Source organism: Allorhizobium borbori (assembly GCF_014196535.1).
GTDB classification, from domain to species: Bacteria; Pseudomonadota; Alphaproteobacteria; order Rhizobiales; family Rhizobiaceae; genus Ectorhizobium; species Ectorhizobium borbori.
This window is the reverse complement of the sequence record NZ_JACIDU010000035.1, coordinates 1-18,613: the sequence shown is the minus strand read 5'-3', so window position 1 is coordinate 18,613 and position 18,613 is coordinate 1. Positions and strand designations below refer to the sequence as shown.

Sequence of the window (18,613 nt, the reverse complement as noted above, 5' to 3'; positions counted from 1 at the left end):
GGAACTTGACCACGACCGCAGACCCGAAACATACCTAACACGCGGGTCAATTCTCGGTGGAAACGCCGGGTCAGTTCTCAGTGGCAATCAACAGGTTGCGCTAACACTGTGCTAACACGCGCTGACTGCATCTTGTGCTGTCATTGATTCTCAAGGGAAAATTTGACCGGGAAAGCGTCCGTGCTAACGCTGTGCTAGCATATGTGTGCCTTCCAGGAGAGCAAGAGCAGATTTAAAATCATTGATTTTGTTGGATTTTTTGGCGCGCCGCGCCGGGTGAAGATGACAACTACGTTTACTCCATAGCCCTATAACTCAGAGTTGGACAACTGATCTAAACCAATGATATTACAATGGGTTTCCGGTCGATACGTTTTCATTATGCATTTCTGCTGACCCGGCGCCAAAGCGCCGGGATATCGTTGCTGTCGGCTCATCGGGCATTCTCCCGCGCTTCACGCAGGGCACGGTTAAAGAAGTGGCGAGTCGCCTTCTCCCGAGCTTGGGCGTCCGTCAGCACGATATTGCGCATCTCGTTGTCGCGCTGAAACATGCGGATCGCCCCCTGAAAGAAAGCTTGGGCGAATGCCGTGTAAACGACATCCGGGGGGTTGTTTCGGAGCATCTCGGTCAGGTCTTCATCGAGAATTTCACGATTTACTTGCTCGAAGCGGATCATGTCCGCTTCTGAAAACTCCGTGCCGTGACGATCATTAAATGCCCGTACGATCTCGGACAGCTCTTTGCGCTCATCTTCCGTGTATTCCTTCGCGCCGAATTCGCTGATTGCTTTCAACGCTTGAGTATCACCGGGGGAAAGCGAGGCGCTGCCCTGCTCTTTCTGATCCACTTTGAACGCCTGAAGACGGAGCATGTCTTCGGTCAGTTCAATTTCCGGCGGCACCTCACGGTTTGGCAGCAGACGTGACAGCCAAGCGCCATAGCTCGCGAGCTTTTCGAGGCCAGTATCTTCAAGTCGGATCACCTGTGCGATGAAGCTATAGAAGCGATTGTAGCTTTTCAGGAGCTGGCGGAATTCTTCCTGCCGACCTTCATCGTCATCGGCCTCGAACCGGGCTACGGCGTGGCGAACTAGCCCCTCAAGACGGGCGCGGTCACCGCCGCCCAATGGCCCTTTGAAATAAACCTGCGCAAAACGTTCAATTTCGTCTCTGTCGAGGTAGCCGAATTTGTACAAGCGTCCTTCAAGATCATAGACCTGATTAGGGTCGGACATGGCCTCAACGGTCGTGTCCTCATAGTATGGTCGAAACGCATTCTGGATGTCTTCGATGGTGTTTTGAAAGTCGAGGATAAAAGTTCGTTCTTTACCGGGTCTTGTGCGATTCAAACGGGACAGCGTCTGGACGGCCTGAAGGCTCGCCAGCTTCCGATCAACATACATCGCGCAGAGCTTCGGCTGGTCGAAGCCAGTCTGATATTTCTCTGCGACAATGAGAATACGATACGTCTCAGAGTACGGCGAGCCATCAGGCTTGAATCCATCGAAACGGCCCGGCAACTCGGTTTCGGAAAAACCGTTCACGTCGGCTTCCGTATAGGTCTCACCGTCCAGCTCAAGATCGCCGGAGAAGGCGACAAGCGCTTTCAGGTCGGCATAGCCTTCGGTCTCCATATAATTGCGTACGCCGAAATAGTAACGCAGCGCGTGTTCGCGGCTTTGCGTGACGATCATCGCCTTGGCCTGTCCATTCAGCTCACCCATGATGTGCCGCCGAAAGTGTTCTACGATAATCTCGACCTTCTGACCGATGGCTGTCGCGTGGAGCGTCGCATAGCGTGCGACCTTGCGCTGTCCCCTCCGCCCGCTGAGCTGAGGATCGTCTTCGATGGTTTTTTCGAGTTGGTAATAGGCTTTGTAGGTCATGTAATTCTGGAGTACGTCCAGAATAAAGCCTTCTTCGATGGCTTGGCGCATCGAGTAGAGGTGAAACGGGTGCGGCAACCCGTCCGTCCCTTTAATGCCAAAACGCTCCAGCGTGACGTTGCGGGGCGTAGCCGTAAACGCAAAGAAGCTGATATTGGCCTGTGGACCGCGCGCCCGCTGATACTCGGCAATCAAATCCTCGATGTCCTCGCTTGAGGACGCCTCTCGGGTGAGCGCGTCCGTCATGGCCTGCGCCGATTTTCCAGACTGACTCGAATGGGCCTCATCAACGATGACGGCAAAGCTGCGATTGCCCTGTCCTGAGATTTCACGAAGGTGGTCTGTCGAGAATTTCTGGATGGTCGTAACGATGATCCGCGCACCCTTGGCAATAGCATCCTTCAGCTGTCGGGACGTACCGTCGATCTTTTTCACAACGCCGCTGGTCTGCTCGAATTGTGATACGGTGCCTTGTAGCTGCCGATCGAGAACGACGCGGTCAGTCACAATGATCGCGGTATTGAAAACCTGCTTATCGGCGGCATCGTGCAGGTTGATAGCATGATGAGCGAGCCAGCCGATTGTGTTGGACTTTCCCGATCCGGCCGAATGCTGGATCAGATAGTTGCTGCCGGGGCCGTTCGCCTTGGCATGCCCTATCAGCCTGCGCACAGCATCAAGCTGCTGGAACCGGGGGAAGATCATGGCTTCCGATTTGCCGGCCGCCTCAAGATGCATGAACTGCCCGATCACATCGAGCAGGACGGAGCGGGAGAAAATAGCATCACCCCACTCTCCCGAACGATAGAGGTAAGCCACCCGGAATTCGTCATCAACATCCGGGTTTCCGGCTCCGCCATCGCGTCCCCGGTTGAACGGAAGGAAACGGGTTTTTCCGTTCTGGAGGTGCGTCGTCATGGAGACATTGTCTTCATCGACGGCAAAGTGAACCAGTGCACCCCGCTTAAACGTCAGCAGCGGTTCACCGGCTGGCGAACGATCCTGCCGATACTGCCTCTCGGCGTGCCGGAAAGTCGATCCCGTCAAGAGGTTCTTGGTTTCCAGAGTGGCAACGGGCAGGCCGTTCAGAAACAGCACCACGTCCAGCCGACCGCCGTGCTTCTGGCTGTATTCGACTTCGTCCATCACGCTAAAGATATTGGCGTGGTATTCCTCCAGCCGCTTCGGTTCGAGGCCGCTGGCGGGCCTGAAATAGCAAATGCTGAAATGAATGCCGGGAACGATCTTAATCCCCTTGCGCAGCACGTCCAGCAAGCCGCGATCCTTCAGCGCCTTAGCCAGCTGTGTGAAAAGAGTATCCTCTGCCGAGGCTGCATAGTGCTGGACGAGCTTATCCCATGCCTCCGGCTGGCTGTGCTGGATAAAGCGCACGACAAGGGCGCGATCCATTGCAAGCGATCGATCAAAATCAGTGGTAGCGAAGCGCTGTTCATAGCCTTCGCCCGCAACCAGTCGTTCGATCAGGTGATTTTGGAGTACTCGCTCCCGGTGCACGGTTTGTGATGAATATGCCGTCATGCCGGTCTCTTGGAATTCGTAATGTAACGCTGACCGGTCAGTGGCGCTTCATAGAGTCCGTCATCGAGGAACCGCAGCAACTTCTTAATGTCGGCACGATCATCTGGCATGACCAGCCTGCCGTTGTTGACCGTCACGGCCACGCCGACCGCACCGCAGGCGGTTTCGATCTGCGGAACGGTGTAGGTGCCGAGGGTGCCGCTGCGACCAATGGCGTGGACAAGTTTTCGAATAGTCTGATCGGCGGCGGCCAGAAAGCTGGCAGCATTCGTGACCTCGAAATGTGCATGCGCAGCAAAATCTTGCACCTCCTGATCCGTGGCGGCGCGATAGACATCGATCAGGTTTATGATTGCGCGCAGCTTATGAAAGCTGCGGAATTTGACCTTGCCGCCTTCGATGACGCAGGTAAGTCCCGTGTCCAGAGAGAATGCCGGGTCCGAGAGACGGCGGAAAGCGTTGCCATCCTGCAAGAGGGAGAAGCGGCGACTTAGAAGCTGCTGGGGAGAGAACCGCTGGACTAGGACTTTTGTGGCACCATTTGCGGAAACGCCCGTGAATATCGCCTTGATGCCCTCAGATGCGATGTTCGCCGTATTGATATCGGGAATGCTGACTGGATTTGCGTTGATGGCGCTCACGAAAATCGCGGCTTCCTGCGGAGTGTCGATGGTGAGGAATTCGTCCTCGTCAGGCGTCCAACTGCCGTCGAACGCTACCTCCGATGTGATACCGTCGCGGAAATCGGCTTCCTGCTGATTGAAGATACCCTCGACCTGCTGCTGCACCGCTTGGTCGAGCCGGACGCGTTTGGCAACAAGCCCCGCTGCAGTCCTGCAGGCAACAAAAAGGTTTTGCGGCATTCTATTCCTCCCCCAAGTCCAATACGATATATTCCGTTAATTGGCCGATCTCGACCGTGTCCGTCGCGTTTCGAAGCTGCTTCTTGGTGATAAGGACGTATGTAACGCCCTCGGCTGTGCCGACCTTATAAAAATGCCAGCCCATCAAACCGAGCAGCGGATTGAAATGATAGCTGTATCCCGTAGCAACGACGCCCGCGAATATCAGGATGGCTGGAATCCAGACATTCCAATTCAGCGCGTCAAACTGCGCCGTGAACAGCGGCAGCAGGTAGAGCAGGAGAAAGCCCATGTTCTCCCGGTCGGCGGCTTCTATTGAGACCGGCTTGAACGACATGCGTTCAAGATTGTTCTTCGCGTAGCGCAACAGGAGCCAGCAAACAAAGACAAGGGCAACACACGCGGCGGCGAGAACGAGCGCCACGCAGGAATCACCAGACTGGAACGCGACCCATGCATAGGTCAGCAGCACCGGCGCAATGGCGGTGCTGGTCAACATCAGCTTGGCGACCCTGCTCAGCATGGGGTTAACCCGTTGCCCGAGCGGCGGCAGGTGGCGGCATTTCGTCCTCCAACCGGTCGAGGCGACTTCCGGTAATGTCCCCGCTTTGCCAAGTGGCAATGTCGATCTGGCCGGTAACAGCGGCTGTGATGAGCGCGACACGGAATTCAGCCAACTTGGCAATAGAAATTTCGATGTCGGCGCGCAGCCTATCGATCTTCTTAAATTCAGATTCTAGATAAACATTAATACACTTCTGATGATCAAGTGGCGGCAATGGCAACCAAATGTTGGCCATACGGCTCAATCCGAGATCGTTGTTGGTTGCTCCGCGCGTGAAAAGTTGAGACTGTTCATAACATCCCCGGCTATTCAGCGCGTTTGCGATATATTCTGGATTTGCAACTTTGCGTCTTATTTTTAATAGCGCAACGTGAACCCAGATTTGAAAATCAAAATTCAAATCCACATAGCGCGCTACTCCTGTAGTTCCGCCTTTGGTATAGAGAACGTCGCCCACCCGTGGCCGTAATTTTTTGGATAGCTCCAGAAATAGGTCATCAGATATATATTTCGCATCGTCCAGCGCCCACCGGTCGACTTTGATATTGCGCGCAGAAATGAAAGGGACCCCAGCGTCAACATACTCTGGCGAAATGTGAGGACCGTCAGAAATTTGACTGACAACGTTCTTAAGGCGCGCGAGCTGCCAACCATTTGGTATTGTGGGGAACCAGAGGTTTCCAGTATCTCTAGTGGCGGGGTTGCCAAGCAAGTTCCCGCAAATCGCATGATTGATCCGACTAGCCCTCAGCTCGTCGGCGATCCTCAGCAACCGCTGTTTCTTCTCGATCAGTTGATCGATGCGCGCTGTCTCGCGGTCGAGGAAATCCCCAATCAACTTTTGTGCATTGGCATCCGGAGCGGCTACCCAGTCATTCGGAAAGTCAGCAAACTTAATAGATTGGCGAACCCCGCCACCGAGAGAGTAGTAGTATTTAGCGAGATCAAGTGCCAGCAAAGCGTATGCCCAGAAGCGCGGATCGTGCCCTTCTGCAATGTCTAGTGCATCGTAGGCGGACGTGATAATGCCGCGCTCTTTGACTAAGCCTTGGCGGAGGCTGCGCTTATCATTTTGCAGATCGGTAAGCCGCATCACAATATTGTCCGGCTCCACGATCTGATAGGTTTCAAAGCTCTCGGGGAGGAGTCCTTCGGTGGTGTCGATGTCTTTCCGTACAATCCGCCCATAGCTTAGAGACAGCAGGTTTTCTTCCTGCATGCCGACATTCTTGTAGCCCTTTCGCACACGGAGGACTCTGTGAAGCTTGTTCAAGCTCCAACCATCGGGGCGCGGCGCGGAATGAACCCTTTCCTGCAAAGTGATCACGCCGCCACCTCTTTCAGGAGTCCGGCGATCTCAGCCTCAAGTATCCTCAACTCAGCGTCGATTTCCTCCAGCGGGCGGGGCGGGACATAGCGATAGAAGTACCGGTTGAAGTTGATCTCGTATCCCACGCGGCCGACTTCGCCGTCGCGCGCGTCACAATAGCTTTCATCCACCCAAGCATCAGGAACGAACGGCTTGACCTCCCGCTCGACATAGTCGCGCCAGTCGTCTTTCAACGGCACCAGCTCATGGTTGCGCAGTTCTGTATCCGGCTCCGGATTGCCGTTCTTATCCGTGCAGATGTCGGCATCCTCGTCCCGTTCCGATAGGGCAGAGAGGATAGCCTTCCTCACCGGCGTGCCGATCTTCACGCCTTCGGCCTTCAGCGTCTCGCTTAATGCCTTCTCGAACGCATCGCGGCTGGTGAATATTTGATCCGGCAGCGCCATCAGCACGTCGAGAATTTCTTCCTTCTCTTGATCTTCCAGCTTCTCGAACGGCTTTTCCGATCCGAGCCGGGCAATGCGTTCCTGACTCACCAGAAAATTCAGGCGCAAGGGCCGCTCGACGCGAATCTCGCGATAGCCGAAATCGGCGACATCAAAGATTTTTGCCACATCGGATTCGCCGCTCTCCCCATTCAGGAACCCGGCATATATGCGCACGATATCGGCTCGGGCCTCGTCCGGAATTTCCCGCCGTTTCGAGCCGAGAGATTTGCGCATGGATTTCCAGAAGCGCTCCCCGGAGGCATCAATCAGCTGGACTCTGCCCTGCCGGTTGACGGGCTTACGGTTGGTCAGGAGCCAGACATAGGTCTGGATACCGGTGTTGTAGAACAGATCGGTTGGCAGGGCGACGATTGCCTCAACCCAGTCTTTCTCCAGCATCCAGCGGCGGATTTCGCTTTCGCCGGAAGCCGCACCGCCGGTGAACAGGGGCGATCCGTTCATAACGATACCAATGCGCGATCCGGCCTCGTCATCGCGCATCTTGGAAATCATATGTTGCAGGAACAGGAGCTGGCCGTCCGATATGCGGGGCGTGCCCGCCCCGAAACGACCGTCAAAGCCCATCGTGTCCGCTTCGGCCTTGATCTTGTCTTGATATTTCTTCCAGTCCACCCCGTAGGGCGGATTGGACAGCATGTAGTGGAATTTCTTGTCCTTGTGAGCATCGTGGCTAAGCGTGTTGCCGAAGGCGATCTGCTCCGGGTCATGCCCCGTCACCAGCATGTCGGATTTGCAGATGCCGAAGGATTCGCCGTTCAGCTCCTGCCCGAACAACTCAACGCGGATAGAGGAATTGAAGTCCTTGAGCGCGCCTTCCGTCAGGGCTAACATGCCGCCCGTGCCGCAGGCTGGATCGTATACTTGGCGTATTATCCCGCGCCCGGTGAGTTTGGTATCGTCATTGGCGATCAGAAGATCAACGATCAGTCGGATGACCTCTCGCGGCGTGAAATGTTCACCGGCGGTTTCGTTCGAGATTTCCGAGAAGCGGCGGATCAGTTCCTCAAACAAATAACCCATCTCCAGATTACTGATGGAATCGGGATGAAGGTCGATTTCGCAGAACCGCTCAAACACGTTCCAGAGAATGCCGCCATCCTTCAGGCGCTTCAGCTGGTCGGTGAACAGGAACTTGTCGAGGAAAATGTCGCGGACATTGCCTGAGAACTTTGTGATGTAGTCGACTAGATTGTCGTGCAGTTGGCGCGCGTCCTGACCACGCAGGCGGTCGAAGGTGAAACGCGAAAGATTATAGACCTTCACGTTGCCGCCAATCGCGCCAAACAGGATCATGTCGCGCGTTGCGTCGTCCACGCCATCCGGCAGGGTTTCGGCAGCGGCGAGGACGGCATCTTTCGATGCTTCGAGAATACAGTCCAAACGCCGCATGACAACGAAGGGCAGAATGACCTTGCCATATTCGGATTGCTTGAAATCACCGCGCAGGATTTCCGCGATTGACCACACAAAGCCGCCAAGGCCCTGAATTCTGCTGCTTGCCCCCTTCACGTCCATTGCTCCTTCATTCGCTAGTCGAACCGGATTCCGGTCCTTCGATATTCCGTAGTTCCTGTTTCACCAGCGTCGCATGGCTACGCGCGGCCCGCACCAAGGCAACCGATGGCTCAGACGGCGAGCGCAGCGCCTCGACAAGACGGCGCTGGCCGTCAGGAGACAAAACAATGACATGCTCGGCAGATGGCAGATTCATTCTGGGTCCCTATCGTGGCTGGTGTTCGGCCATCGTGGGCACACCTGAACGAACCGGCAGCCGCGCGATCGCCTGTCCCGCCTTTTCCTCCGCAACACGGATTTCGTAGGCGCTTTGCAGGTTCAGCCAGAACTGCGGTTCGGTGCCGAACCAGTGCCCGAAGCGCAGTGCGGTATCGCCGGTCACAGCGCGCTTACCAGCGATGATCTGGCTGATCCGGTTTGGCGGCACGTCGATCTGCCGCGCGAACTCGGTCGGCGAAACATCCAGTCCGTCCAGCTCATCCTTGAGGATTTCGCCGGGATGAACAGCTCTCATAAACATGGCCTGATCTCCTTTCCTCAGTGATAGTCCACGATTTCAACATTGCCCGGCCCAATTTGGCCGGGGAGCCACTCGAAACAGATGCGCCATTGCTGGTTAATGCGAATGGAGTACTGTCCTGCACGATCCCCTTTGAGCGCTTCAAGCCGGTTGCCCGGCAGGGCGCGGAGCGTATCGAGCGACAGCGCCGCATTCAGGATGGACAGCCGCCGCGCGGCCTGTTCTTCAAACCCTTGAAAGGCTTTAACGAACTCGCCCCTTGCAAAACGCTCTGTGTTTTTATCCCGATAGCTCAGAATCATGATCTTCCAACTATAGCGATATTGACGATGTACGTCAAACGTCAATTGAGGGGCGATGGTGCGGGACTCAGATATGAGCGGCAACTTGTTCACCATTGAGACGGCGCACGGCGAGGTGCATGTGTTTTCTAGCAGATGAGAACATGACTGCCTGTCCGTGCTCACACGGGCAGACCTCGCAGAATCTCTGGCTGTCGCCAAGCCAAAAACACCAAAAACGAACGGGTTAGCCGCTTAATGTATCTGCTTTGAGCGGCTTCTATATTTCCAGTGAATCCTCAAAACCACGCTCGCGCTTTGGCCGCACATTCTTGTGACCTCTGCACAGCGAACAGGAACACGGACGGCAACGACCGTCTACCGCCGCGTGATCCTCAACAGGTTTGCTAAGGGCCTTGCCCTCGCGCCAGCAAGGTAAGTGGAACCGTCCGGAGTGGTATCCCCAACCTTCCGCGCCCCCAAGGGGCTTGTGCAGGCCGGGTGATCCCTCCACCCCGGTCGCCCTTGCTCGTTGCTACCCCAGTCTCGGCGACGGCCAGAAGGTCAGGCGCGGCGTTCCGCTTCGCTGACCTTCAGACCCGAGGATCAGAGACATGACCAACCTTTCCGACAGCAATCCCCGCATCTATGTCGCCTGCCTTGCTGCCTACAATAACGGCTATCTGCATGGGGCTTGGATCGACGCGGATCAGGATGCGGACGAAATCAGGGACGAGATTGCGGCTATGCTCGCACGATCCCCCATCGAGCACGCGGAGGAATATGCCATCCATGATTATGAGGGCTTCGAGGGCATCACGATCAGCGAATATGCCGGCATCGAAACCGTGGCACGCATGGGCGCTTTCATCGCCGAGTATGGCGCGCTAGGCGCTGGCCTGCTGGATCAGTGCGACGATGACATGGACCAAGCCGAAACCGCCTTGCGGGACTGCTATCACGGCCAGTTCGCCAGCCTTGCCGACTTCATGGAGGATTTGACCGCTGAAAGCGGCACTACAATCCCCGAGGCGCTGCGCTACTACATTGATTGGAAAGCAATGGCCCGTGACGCTGAAATGAACGGCGAGTTTTTCACAGTCGAAACCGCACATGACGAGGTGCATGTGTTTTCCAGCCAATGAAAGCCGGAGCGCCTTGCCCGCGCTTTTGCGGGCGGGCGTCTCGCGGAATCATCAAAATAGTGTTAATCAGAAGACAACCGAGAATGATCGGGTTGGCCGCTCAACGTATCTGCTTTGCGCGGCTTCCATATTTCCAGCGATCTTTGAACCTCTGGGGGCTGGGCGCTGCCTTGCGCGCCCCGGCTTTGGGAGGTGACGCCATGCTTAGCATCGACTGGCGTTTGCCGGCGGCATACAGACACGCGAAGCATATTCCGGCCGCCGGTTTCGCTTGGGAATATCTGCGCCGGAATGACGATTATCGTCAGGCGTTCCAGACCATCGCACTGACCGGGGGACCGTCCGGCCGCGACCTTGAAGCGTTCGCGGATCGCTGGGGGTTGCGATTTCCCGTGCGATCCCGACGCGCCGTATGACCGGCCGCCACCAATCTGGAGTCCTAGCCTTCATCCGCAAGCGGTGATGCTCTCGCCGGTCGAGCATAAGAACGGTGACACCGAACCAATATTGACGCTGGCTCATCTCGCCGCCCTCGACCTGCGCCGCGCTGCCGATGGCTGGCATGGTATCTGGCAGGTGGATGGCGTGGCACATCAATTCTGGCTGCCCGAGGCGGTGCCCGACGCAGCCGCTTTCTATGCCGTCACCCTGCCGATGGATTCCTTTCTGGAGCTGCGCGCCCACGCTGCGCGCCGTCTTTGGCGGTCCCTCAATGGCCGCGCGCCCGGTCCCGACTTCCGGGCCGTTCCTGCCCAACTCCGGCAATGGCATATCCTGTCCCTGCGCGCGCTCGACGCCCGACTACGCGGAGAAAGCTATCGCACCATCGCCGAAGTCCTGCTCGGCTTTCGCGGCTCCAAGGAGGATTTCGAGAACGACCCGCGCAAGAACAAGGCTCGCCGTCTGGTTGCGCACGGCATAAAGATGATGTGCGGCGGCTATCGCCTGTTGCTCCACTACCCTATCAAGCCCGGCAAGCGTTGATCGTTAGCGAGCACCGTCTTGTTGCAAGTCGCAAACTTACTGCCAGTTGCAACAAAGAGGTGCGATACGAAAAGAGCCGGAAAGCCAGCCCTCGGGGAAATGTTGCGGACTTTAGAATTCCTACGAGAATTTCAGCAAGAATGGAGTGGAGCTAACAGACTGCTTCATGTGTCAAGAACGGCAAGGCGGCTGCTCAACTGAATAACTCGTTGCGCAATCCATGGTTTCGCACGACCATGCCGTAAATTTATTTTGAGGAATTTTCCATGACCTTACTAAAGACGCTGCGTTTGATTCTCAGTCCTTGCGCCCCGGTGGATCGTGTTAACTTCATCCAGCTAGAGCTTGACCCAGAAGTGATGCGGTTTCTTAACAAGGGTGCGGTTGATCATGACAGGATCGATTCGACGACCGCGCCATTTCTCATGCCACGAGGAACCGAGCCGAACGTCTGGACAGCGCGACGCAATGCGGATGACGAGTTCGTCGGCTGGTTCTGCTTGTTGCCGAAAGGGAGGGCGTTAGCTGAGATCGGATATCGACTGCGCCGGGAAGCTTGGGGGCAGGGGCTGGCAACTGAAGGAGCTTTGGCTCTTATCGGTTGGGGCTTCGAGGTCGCGGGATATGACAAGATTGTGGCCAATACAATGGCGGTCAACCAAGGGTCGCGCCGTGTAATGGAGAAGGTTGGTATGAAACACACGCGGACGGATTTCTTGGATTTTCCCGACCCCATACCCGGCACGGAGCACGGCGAGGTAACGTATGAGTTGACCTGTTCAGAATGGGCCAACAATTGAGGGGCATATCAGCTTTTAGGACGCGACAAAGCCACTCGAAACGTCAGCGATTAGGTCGATTCCTGTCGGTCAGATATCGTAAAATTCCTAAGCCTGCGAGGTGAAGTAAGCTGAAAACCGCCGATGCTCACGCCTTGTTAGCTGCCGCCTGTTCCAGAATCTTCCTATAGCCCTCATGCGAAAGCCATTGCGCGCGTTCGAGATGGCTTTGCCAGCAACGATAGGTCCGAAGTTCCTCGGCAGCCGGATCGCGGTGAAGCACGATCCGCGCGACTTCTTTCCAGTCCGCGCCCTCGGCCTTGGCATCCAGCAAGCGTAGATAGGTCACGAAATGCCGTTCGTCATAGACGGTTATGGTGTCGCCGGTCGGCGCTTCGTCGTCCACATCGGGATCGAGTTCGACAGGAACCCGCATAGTCATTCCCCGTATCTGAGAGAGCTTGTCTGCGGTGCGCCCCCGCAAACGATTCTCTCTGACTCTTGGTGATCGGGGAGTTCGAAACCGCTGTTACACGGCCCCATGGCCTTTAGCTCGGAAAGCCTGTTGTATACGCCACAGGCTCCCCGACCATAGGTCAAGGAGTTGGTGCCGTTCTGGCTGGCACCGGCCATTCGTGAGGGGTTACTACGCCCCAGAGCAGCGCGTCTGCTCCACTCACAATCTTAGCCGAGCCGCGCGCGAATGTCTTTGCCTTTTCGGCGCGACACCGCGACGGGCGGCTGAAATCCCTCGACCGCGCAGCGCCCCGAAGGGGGGTGCCGTCAACGCATAGGCGCAAATGCGGCACGCTACGCGCCGCCGATCCCCCGCCATGGTTCGCCACAGTCCGCTGCCGCCCCCCGGCAGCCCATTCCCGACTGGAGGTGATCCATGCCCAACCCGCTTGCGGGCCTGCCGCCGCGCCTGTTGCGCACCAAGGAAGCCGCGCGCTTCCTCGGCATATCCATCCGCACCCTTGAGAAACATCGCACCTACGGCACCGGCCCGACCTATCGCAAGGTCGGCGGGCGCGTCCTCTACACCGTCCGCGATCTGGAGGACTGGAGCGCGGCGGGCGAGCGCAAATCCACCCGCGACAAGACCGCCGGCACTGTCTTTCCCGCGCGTCCGCTCACGCCCGAAGAACGGGACGAGTGCTAGATGCTGCGCGAGGACGATCACGCCCCCGCGCAGCCGACCGAGGACAGCGAGCGCAGCCGCCTAGACCCCTTCGTGGTTGCAACGGGCGATGCTCCGCCGCGCGACCAGCGCGATTTGATGGAACGGCCGTTCTTCTCGCTGGCGAAGACCCCGCGCACCAAGCCGATTCTCTACAAGGCCGCCGACATAGAGGTGCAGGTGTTCGGGATGCCCGAGCATGGCATGGCGACCATATGGGACGCCGATGTACTGATATGGGCGGCCTCGCAGATCGTTGCGGCCGAGAACAACGGCCTCACCACGTCGCGCTTTGTCCGCTTTACCCCCTACCATCTGTTGCGCGCCATCGGGCGGCCGACCGGCAATCACCAATACCGGCTTCTGAAAGCCGCGCTGGCGCGGCTGCAATCGACGGTCATCGCCACCACCATCCGCAACGGCCCGCATTGGCGACGCCGGCAATTCTCATGGATCAACGAGTGGGAGGAAATGACGACGCGCGCCGGCCGCGTCGAGGGCATGGAGTTCGTCCTGCCCGAATGGTTCTACAACAGCGTCATCGACCGTTCGCTGGTCCTGACCATCGACCCGGCCTATTTCCGGCTGACTGGCGGCATCGAGCGATGGCTTTACCGCGTCGCCAGAAAGCACGCCGGGCACCAGCGCCACGGCTGGATTTTCGAGGTCGCGCACCTTCACCAGAAATCCGGCAGCCTCGCCCGGCCGTCCGACTTCGCGCTGGATCTGCGCCGGATCGCGGCCCGCCAGCAACTTCCCGGCTACCTGCTCCAGATCGAGCGGGAAGACGGCCGCGAACTGCTGCGCATCCGCCCCGAAAGCTCATCAACAGGCACTGTTGATAAGCCTGTTAATGCCATCGGCAGATCAGGCGCACGGGGTATCGGCACATCAGGCGCAGCACTATCGGCAGATCAGGCGCACGAACCGCAGCTAACGCTTTGGCCTGAAACGCGGAATCCGACCGCTAACTTATCTAACAGAGAATCTAACTCTTTTTCTTTGACGCGCGCGCAGGCGAAGCGTGGTGCCGGTTCTGCCCGAAGGGGCGAGCCATGAGGGCCGCGCTCGACGCGCTGTGCCCGCGCAGCCCCCAGCACATCCCCGGAGACGAACAATGACCCGTCGCGCCCACCGCAGCGCGCACGGCCGTCCGCTGCCGGACGGGCCTGCGCCCTTCACCACATTGGTCGAGCTGACCTTCGAGAAACGCAAGGTCGAGCACTGGATACGCTTCGGCCGCAAGAGCTACGAGCAGATCATCGACCGCCGCCGCAGCGTCGTCGGCTTCGCGCCGGGCAGCGTCTTCGCCTTCGTCCGTTGGGCATCTGGCGAGCACGGCACTGTCGTTTCGCGCATCGACATTGTGCGCGCCATCGGGCGCGGCGAGCCGTTCCAGACATTGCCCTTCGTGCGCCCCGGTGGCGAAATCCTGTTGCGCCTCGACGGCTGGCCCAAGGTGCAGCGTGCGCTTGTAGCTATCGACGCCGTGGATGCGCTCGGCCTCGATCCGGCCGACGCCTCGCCGGATCACTGGCGGCACGTCCACAACCGTTTGACTGCCAATCTGGAGCCGCACGCCTACACGCCCGAGCGACATGCCGCGTGGCTTCACCGCCGAAGGATCGAGCCATGACACGCCGCCGCACCCTTACGGTGACGGCGCTCGCCGCCATCGGCATCGCCGCCGCCAGCGCCGTCGATTGGCCCGTGAAACTCATCTGGAACGCCACGGCCAGCGCGCCCATCGGCTTCTACACCGTCGAGCCGGCCGGCGCGCTCGACGTGCCCGAGTTGGTCGCCATCATGCCGCCCGAACCGCTCGCCAGCTTCATGGTCGAGCGCGGCTATATCGCACGAGGCGTCCCGCTCTTGAAGCGCGTCTTGGGCCTGCCCGGACAGCGGGTTTGCCGAGCCGGCCGCACGATCACGGTTGACGGGATCGAGATGGGCGAGGCGCTGGAGCGCGACAGCCTCGGCCGCGATCTGCCCGTCTGGCAGGGCTGCCGCGTCATCGGCGGCGACCAGCTTTTCCTCATGAATTGGGAAGTCCGCGACAGCCTCGACGGCCGTTATTTCGGACCCATCCCCGCAGATTCCGTCATCGGCCGAGCGGTTCCGCTCTGGACCGATGAGGAAGGCGTCGGCCGCTACGAGTGGCGCGCGCCGACGCACTGAAACCACCCCCCGAGAACCAACCGCAGGAGATTTCCCATGGCAGAAATAGGCACCTTCACCCGCACCGAAACCGGCTATGCGGGAGAGCTTCATTCGTTCGGCCTCCACGAAAAGCTGTTCATCGTCCCGGCCAAGCCCAGCGACGTGAAAAACGCGCCCGATTATCGCCTGCGCCTCGACAGCGAGGACGGGCCGGACGCAGGCCCCGCATGGAAAGACTCCAGTGAGAACGCTGGCGAGTTCGTGTCGATGCGATTGGAGGGACCGATCTTTCCGTTCCCGATCCGCGCCAAACTGTTCCAGTCCAACGACGACCCTTCGGTCTGGACCCTGCGTTGGAAGCACGCCCGGAAGATCGAGGATGAGGAATGACGGCCGCGCGCGTCCGGCCCGCCATCCGGTCAAAGATCGGCATCCCTTTGTTCGCGGAAAAGCCGTCTCATCCCTTCGTCCCGCTCGGCGACCAGACGGCCGGCGCGCGCAGCGAAGGTCAGGGGCGGCCATCGGCCGGCGCTTGCGCCTTGCCCTTGACCGCAGCGAGCACGCTGGCAGGCTGGCGGCAAAGCGGAGACAGGCCGGCATGGCATTATGCCGTCCTGCTGCTGGCGGGGGCGCTTTCCGTCTGCACCGGATCGGGCGTCGCTGTCGCGCAATCCGCGCCCGTCGAGCGCCCGACCGCCGCCCATCCCTATGCGGCGCACATCGCCGAGGCGTCGCAGCGTTTCGGCATCCCCGAGCACTGGATTCGCGCCGTGCTGCGCGCCGAAAGCGCGGGCGATGTGCGCGCCATATCGTCAGCCGGGGCGATGGGATTGATGCAGGTGATGCCCGACACATGGGCGGGCCTGCGCGTCCGCCATGGCCTCGGCCGTGATCCCTACGACCCGCGCGACAACATCCTCGCAGGCACCGCCTATCTGCGCGAGATGTTCGACCGCTACGGCAATGTCGCGGCGATGCTGGCGGCCTATAACGCCGGCCCCGGCCGCTATGACGAGCACCGCGCGACGGGCCGCCCGCTTCCCGCCGAAACCCGCGCCTATGTCGCCGCGCTCGCCCCGATCCTTGGCGGCGCGGCTCCATCGGATGCGCCGTTGCAACCACCGGCACCGCCGCCCGATTGGCGCGAGGCACCGCTATTCGTCATGCGCCCGGACGACACGCGAGCTGCCGCCGCGCCGCTGTCCGAGGCGCAATCCGGCGACGGCCGCGCCCGTGCGGAGCCGCAGGACGGCAGCATTTTCGTGGCGAGCGCCAGCGACGGGGGAACGCCATGAAGGCGGCGTTCCCGCGCTCGGCGGTTTTGGTTTTGGCATCCGGTCGGGCAGGTTTGCGCCCGGCAGGATTCCCGGCAGGAGGGGCAGAAAAGACAGAAAGGGCGGAGGGCAAGATTAAAGAAGACGGCACCATGTCGGGCCGCTTCTGGAAATTGTTGTTGTCTGCACACTGGTTAGGTGGCCGGTTCCGGCACCATGGTTTTGAGGGGCCGCGTGCCGCGATTTTGCGCAAAGCCTTGGCTTTGCAGGGTTTCAAGCGGCACCATAGGCGCAGATCGGCGGTTTTCCGGCGGTTTGGGCTGGAGTCGCGCCCTTGAGCGCCGACGACGAAAACCGCTTCCGACCGAAGCCCGGCCGCATCCGATCCGACACGCCGAAGGCTGGCAAGACCAAGAGCTTTTTCACGCAGGTCAGGAAGATCACCCGGCAGCATCAGGCGGCAGCCTCCCGCGACCCTTCCATGCCGTCATCCGCCCGCCCGTCATCGTCGGGCCGGTCCCGTGCCGTGGTCGCCAGCGGCAAGGGCGTGAAGCGCGGCCGGGGCGCGAGCTTCGTGCGTGCCCGCAATATCTCGGGCAACTGGCATCATCGCCAGCCGGGCAGCCGCCGCGTCATCGTCAAGCAGCGCAGCGTCAGGGCCGCATTGAAGGGCGGCCGTGCCCGTGCACATCTGCGCTATGTCCAGCGTGACGGAACCTCACGCGACGGCGAGCGGGGCCGGCTCTATTCGGCGACCGAGGACCGCGCCGATGGCGACGCCTTCCTTGATCGCGGCAAGGACGACCGCCACCAATTCAGATTCATCGTCTCGCCCGAGGAGGGGGCGGAGCTGTCGGACCTCACGGCCTACACCCGCGATTTCATGAAACAGGTGGAAGCTGACCTTGGCACCAAACTCGATTGGGTTGCCGTCAATCACTACAACACCGGCCATCCCCATGTGCATATCGTCGTCAACGGCCGCGACGATATGGGCGGGGATCTAGTCATCAACGGCGACTACCTTTCCGCCGGCCTGCGCGAGCGCGCCAGCGAGCTTGCCAGTCTGGAACTCGGCCCCGTCACGGAGATCGAGCAGACCCGCAAGCTGTCGGCCGAGATCGACCAAGACCGTTTCACCCGGATCGACCGCGCCATGGTCGAGGAAGCCGATGCCCGTTTCCTCGACCTGCGCCATGAACTGGCAGAGCCGAGGCGGCAGTTCGAGCGCACCTTGCGCCTGCGCCGCCTTACCAAGCTGGAGAAGATGGGGCTGGCGACCGAGCACGCGCCCGCCGTTTGGGAATTGAGCAAGGACATGGAACCGGCCCTGCGCGAGCTAGGCGAGCGTGGCGACATTATCCGCACCATGCAGAAGGCGCTCGGCCCGCAGGCAGGCGAACGCGATCCCATGAGCTTCCAAATCCATGACGGAGCGCCCGAGACGCCTATCGTCGGCCGCGTCGTGGACAAGCACCTGTCCGACGAGTTGGGCGAGAACCTGACAATCGTGGTGGACGGGATCGACGGTAGGACGCACCACATCGCCGGCATCACGCCCGAGCGGCTGGAGGACGCCCGCATTGGCAGCGTCATCCAGATCGGCCCGGCCGAGGTGGCACCCCGGCCGTCCGACCGCACCATCACCGCCATCGCCGAGGACGGCATCTATCGGCCGAGCCGCCATCTGGAGCAGGCGAAATTCGAGGGCCGCGTTCCCGGCGGCGACTATGAGGGCTATATCGATGCCCATGTCCGGCGGCTGGAGGCGCTGCGCCGGGCCGGCATCGTCGAGCGCATCGACGCCGACCAATGGCGCATCCCAGATGATCTGGTCAGCCGCGCGGCTGATTACGATACCGGCCGCGACCGGCAGGCCAGCGTTCGCGTGCTTTCCCCGGTTGATCTGCAAAGGCAGATACGTTCGGACTGCGCGACATGGCTGGACCGGCGATTGGTCCATGGCGAAACGGCCGACCTTGCGCCGACCGGCTTCGGGCAACAGGTCCGCGAAGCCATGGACCAGCGCCGCGAGCATCATATCGAACAGCGCGACGCCACGCGCAACAGGGACGGCCGAA

21 protein-coding genes and 1 pseudogene are annotated in these 18,613 nt (G+C 59.6%); 13 read left to right on the top strand and 9 right to left on the bottom strand.

Going from position 1 to position 18,613, the window contains the following annotated elements; genetic code table 11:
• Window positions 1-433 precede the first annotated feature (433 nt).
• From GGQ66_RS22220 to GGQ66_RS22185, 8 genes are all read right to left on the bottom strand, one after another.
• A complete protein-coding gene (locus GGQ66_RS22220) occupies window positions 434-3,427 on the bottom strand; it encodes a type I restriction endonuclease subunit R (protein ID WP_183795816.1) in 2,994 nt (997 codons plus the stop codon).
• Entirely contained in the window at window positions 3,424-4,290 is an 867-nt protein-coding gene (locus tag GGQ66_RS22215) for a DUF4868 domain-containing protein (protein ID WP_183795813.1), read from the bottom strand. The genes GGQ66_RS22220 and GGQ66_RS22215 overlap by 4 nt, the downstream gene beginning before the upstream one ends.
• A gap of 1 nt (window position 4,291) precedes the next feature.
• Window positions 4,292-4,813 (bottom strand): KwaA family protein, encoded by a 522-nt coding sequence (locus tag GGQ66_RS22210; protein ID WP_183795811.1) that lies wholly within the window; start codon window positions 4,811-4,813, stop codon window positions 4,292-4,294.
• Between the two features lie 4 nt (window positions 4,814-4,817).
• Complete coding sequence (locus GGQ66_RS22205) at window positions 4,818-6,074, bottom strand: restriction endonuclease subunit S (protein ID WP_183795809.1); 1,257 nt, start codon at window positions 6,072-6,074, stop codon at window positions 4,818-4,820.
• 104 nt (window positions 6,075-6,178) lie between these two features.
• Entirely contained in the window at window positions 6,179-8,209 is a 2,031-nt protein-coding gene (locus GGQ66_RS22200; RefSeq protein ID WP_183795807.1) for a type I restriction-modification system subunit M, read from the bottom strand.
• Window positions 8,210-8,216: 7 nt separating this feature from the next.
• On the bottom strand, window positions 8,217-8,405 hold the full coding sequence (locus GGQ66_RS22195) for a hypothetical protein (protein WP_183795805.1): 189 nt from the start codon (window positions 8,403-8,405) through the stop codon (window positions 8,217-8,219).
• Window positions 8,406-8,414: 9 nt separating this feature from the next.
• Entirely contained in the window at window positions 8,415-8,729 is a 315-nt protein-coding gene (locus GGQ66_RS22190; RefSeq protein ID WP_183795803.1) for a HigA family addiction module antitoxin, read from the bottom strand.
• Between the two features lie 17 nt (window positions 8,730-8,746).
• Window positions 8,747-9,031, bottom strand: a complete 285-nt coding sequence (locus GGQ66_RS22185) for a type II toxin-antitoxin system RelE/ParE family toxin (RefSeq protein WP_183795801.1) — start codon at window positions 9,029-9,031, stop codon at window positions 8,747-8,749.
• 593 nt (window positions 9,032-9,624) lie between these two features.
• On the opposite strand from GGQ66_RS22185, the gene GGQ66_RS22180 reads away from it, so the two are divergent.
• The 4 genes from GGQ66_RS22180 (at window position 9,625) to GGQ66_RS22165 (ending at window position 11,939) form a co-directional block, all read left to right on the top strand.
• Window positions 9,625-10,155, top strand: a complete 531-nt coding sequence (locus GGQ66_RS22180) for an antirestriction protein ArdA (protein ID WP_183795799.1) — start codon at window positions 9,625-9,627, stop codon at window positions 10,153-10,155.
• Between the two features lie 200 nt (window positions 10,156-10,355).
• Window positions 10,356-10,571 carry a transcriptional regulator domain-containing protein gene (locus GGQ66_RS22175; protein WP_183795797.1) on the top strand — a complete coding sequence of 72 codons (216 nt, stop codon included), beginning with the start codon at window positions 10,356-10,358 and terminating at the stop codon, window positions 10,569-10,571.
• Window positions 10,572-10,617: 46 nt separating this feature from the next.
• The gene (locus GGQ66_RS22170) at window positions 10,618-11,139 is read left to right on the top strand and encodes a DUF2285 domain-containing protein (RefSeq protein ID WP_183795795.1); all 522 of its coding nucleotides are present in this window, start codon (window positions 10,618-10,620) and stop codon (window positions 11,137-11,139) included.
• A gap of 266 nt (window positions 11,140-11,405) precedes the next feature.
• The gene (locus GGQ66_RS22165; protein ID WP_183795793.1) at window positions 11,406-11,939 is read left to right on the top strand and encodes a GNAT family N-acetyltransferase; all 534 of its coding nucleotides are present in this window, start codon (window positions 11,406-11,408) and stop codon (window positions 11,937-11,939) included.
• Window positions 11,940-12,066: 127 nt separating this feature from the next.
• Here GGQ66_RS22165 and GGQ66_RS22160 read toward each other — a convergent pair whose 3' ends face one another.
• Window positions 12,067-12,354 (bottom strand): DNA -binding domain-containing protein, encoded by a 288-nt coding sequence (locus tag GGQ66_RS22160; RefSeq protein ID WP_183795818.1) that lies wholly within the window; start codon window positions 12,352-12,354, stop codon window positions 12,067-12,069.
• A 456-nt stretch (window positions 12,355-12,810) separates the two neighbouring features.
• Here GGQ66_RS22160 and GGQ66_RS22155 point away from each other — a divergent pair, with 456 nt between their 5' ends.
• The 9 genes and pseudogenes from GGQ66_RS22155 to GGQ66_RS23340 all read left to right on the top strand — a co-directional run.
• Window positions 12,811-13,080: a helix-turn-helix transcriptional regulator gene (locus tag GGQ66_RS22155; protein ID WP_036284017.1), complete on the top strand. Its 270-nt coding sequence runs from the start codon at window positions 12,811-12,813 to the stop codon at window positions 13,078-13,080.
• Window positions 13,081-14,157, top strand: a complete 1,077-nt coding sequence (locus GGQ66_RS22150; protein ID WP_183795791.1) for a replication initiator protein A — start codon at window positions 13,081-13,083, stop codon at window positions 14,155-14,157.
• Between the two features lie 58 nt (window positions 14,158-14,215).
• Window positions 14,216-14,734 (top strand): DUF2840 domain-containing protein, encoded by a 519-nt coding sequence (locus GGQ66_RS22145; protein WP_021696263.1) that lies wholly within the window; start codon window positions 14,216-14,218, stop codon window positions 14,732-14,734.
• Window positions 14,731-15,276: a S26 family signal peptidase gene (locus GGQ66_RS22140; protein ID WP_183795789.1), complete on the top strand. Its 546-nt coding sequence runs from the start codon at window positions 14,731-14,733 to the stop codon at window positions 15,274-15,276. The genes GGQ66_RS22145 and GGQ66_RS22140 overlap by 4 nt, the downstream gene beginning before the upstream one ends.
• Window positions 15,277-15,312: 36 nt before the next feature.
• Window positions 15,313-15,648 (top strand): DUF736 domain-containing protein, encoded by a 336-nt coding sequence (locus tag GGQ66_RS22135; protein WP_145396306.1) that lies wholly within the window; start codon window positions 15,313-15,315, stop codon window positions 15,646-15,648.
• Window positions 15,645-16,553, top strand: coding sequence for a lytic transglycosylase domain-containing protein (locus GGQ66_RS22130; RefSeq protein ID WP_183795788.1), 909 nt, complete (start codon window positions 15,645-15,647; stop codon window positions 16,551-16,553). Before GGQ66_RS22135 ends, GGQ66_RS22130 begins: the two co-directional genes overlap by 4 nt.
• Window positions 16,550-16,870: a hypothetical protein gene (locus tag GGQ66_RS22125; RefSeq protein ID WP_183795786.1), complete on the top strand. Its 321-nt coding sequence runs from the start codon at window positions 16,550-16,552 to the stop codon at window positions 16,868-16,870. The genes GGQ66_RS22130 and GGQ66_RS22125 overlap by 4 nt, the downstream gene beginning before the upstream one ends.
• A 143-nt stretch (window positions 16,871-17,013) precedes the next feature.
• Window positions 17,014-17,466 (top strand): annotated as a pseudogene (locus tag GGQ66_RS23430) (hypothetical protein); the annotation flags it as partial.
• Window positions 17,467-17,523: 57 nt separating this feature from the next.
• The coding region (locus GGQ66_RS23340; RefSeq protein WP_441397389.1) for a DUF3363 domain-containing protein at window positions 17,524-18,613 on the top strand (1,090 nt) is incomplete at its 3' end.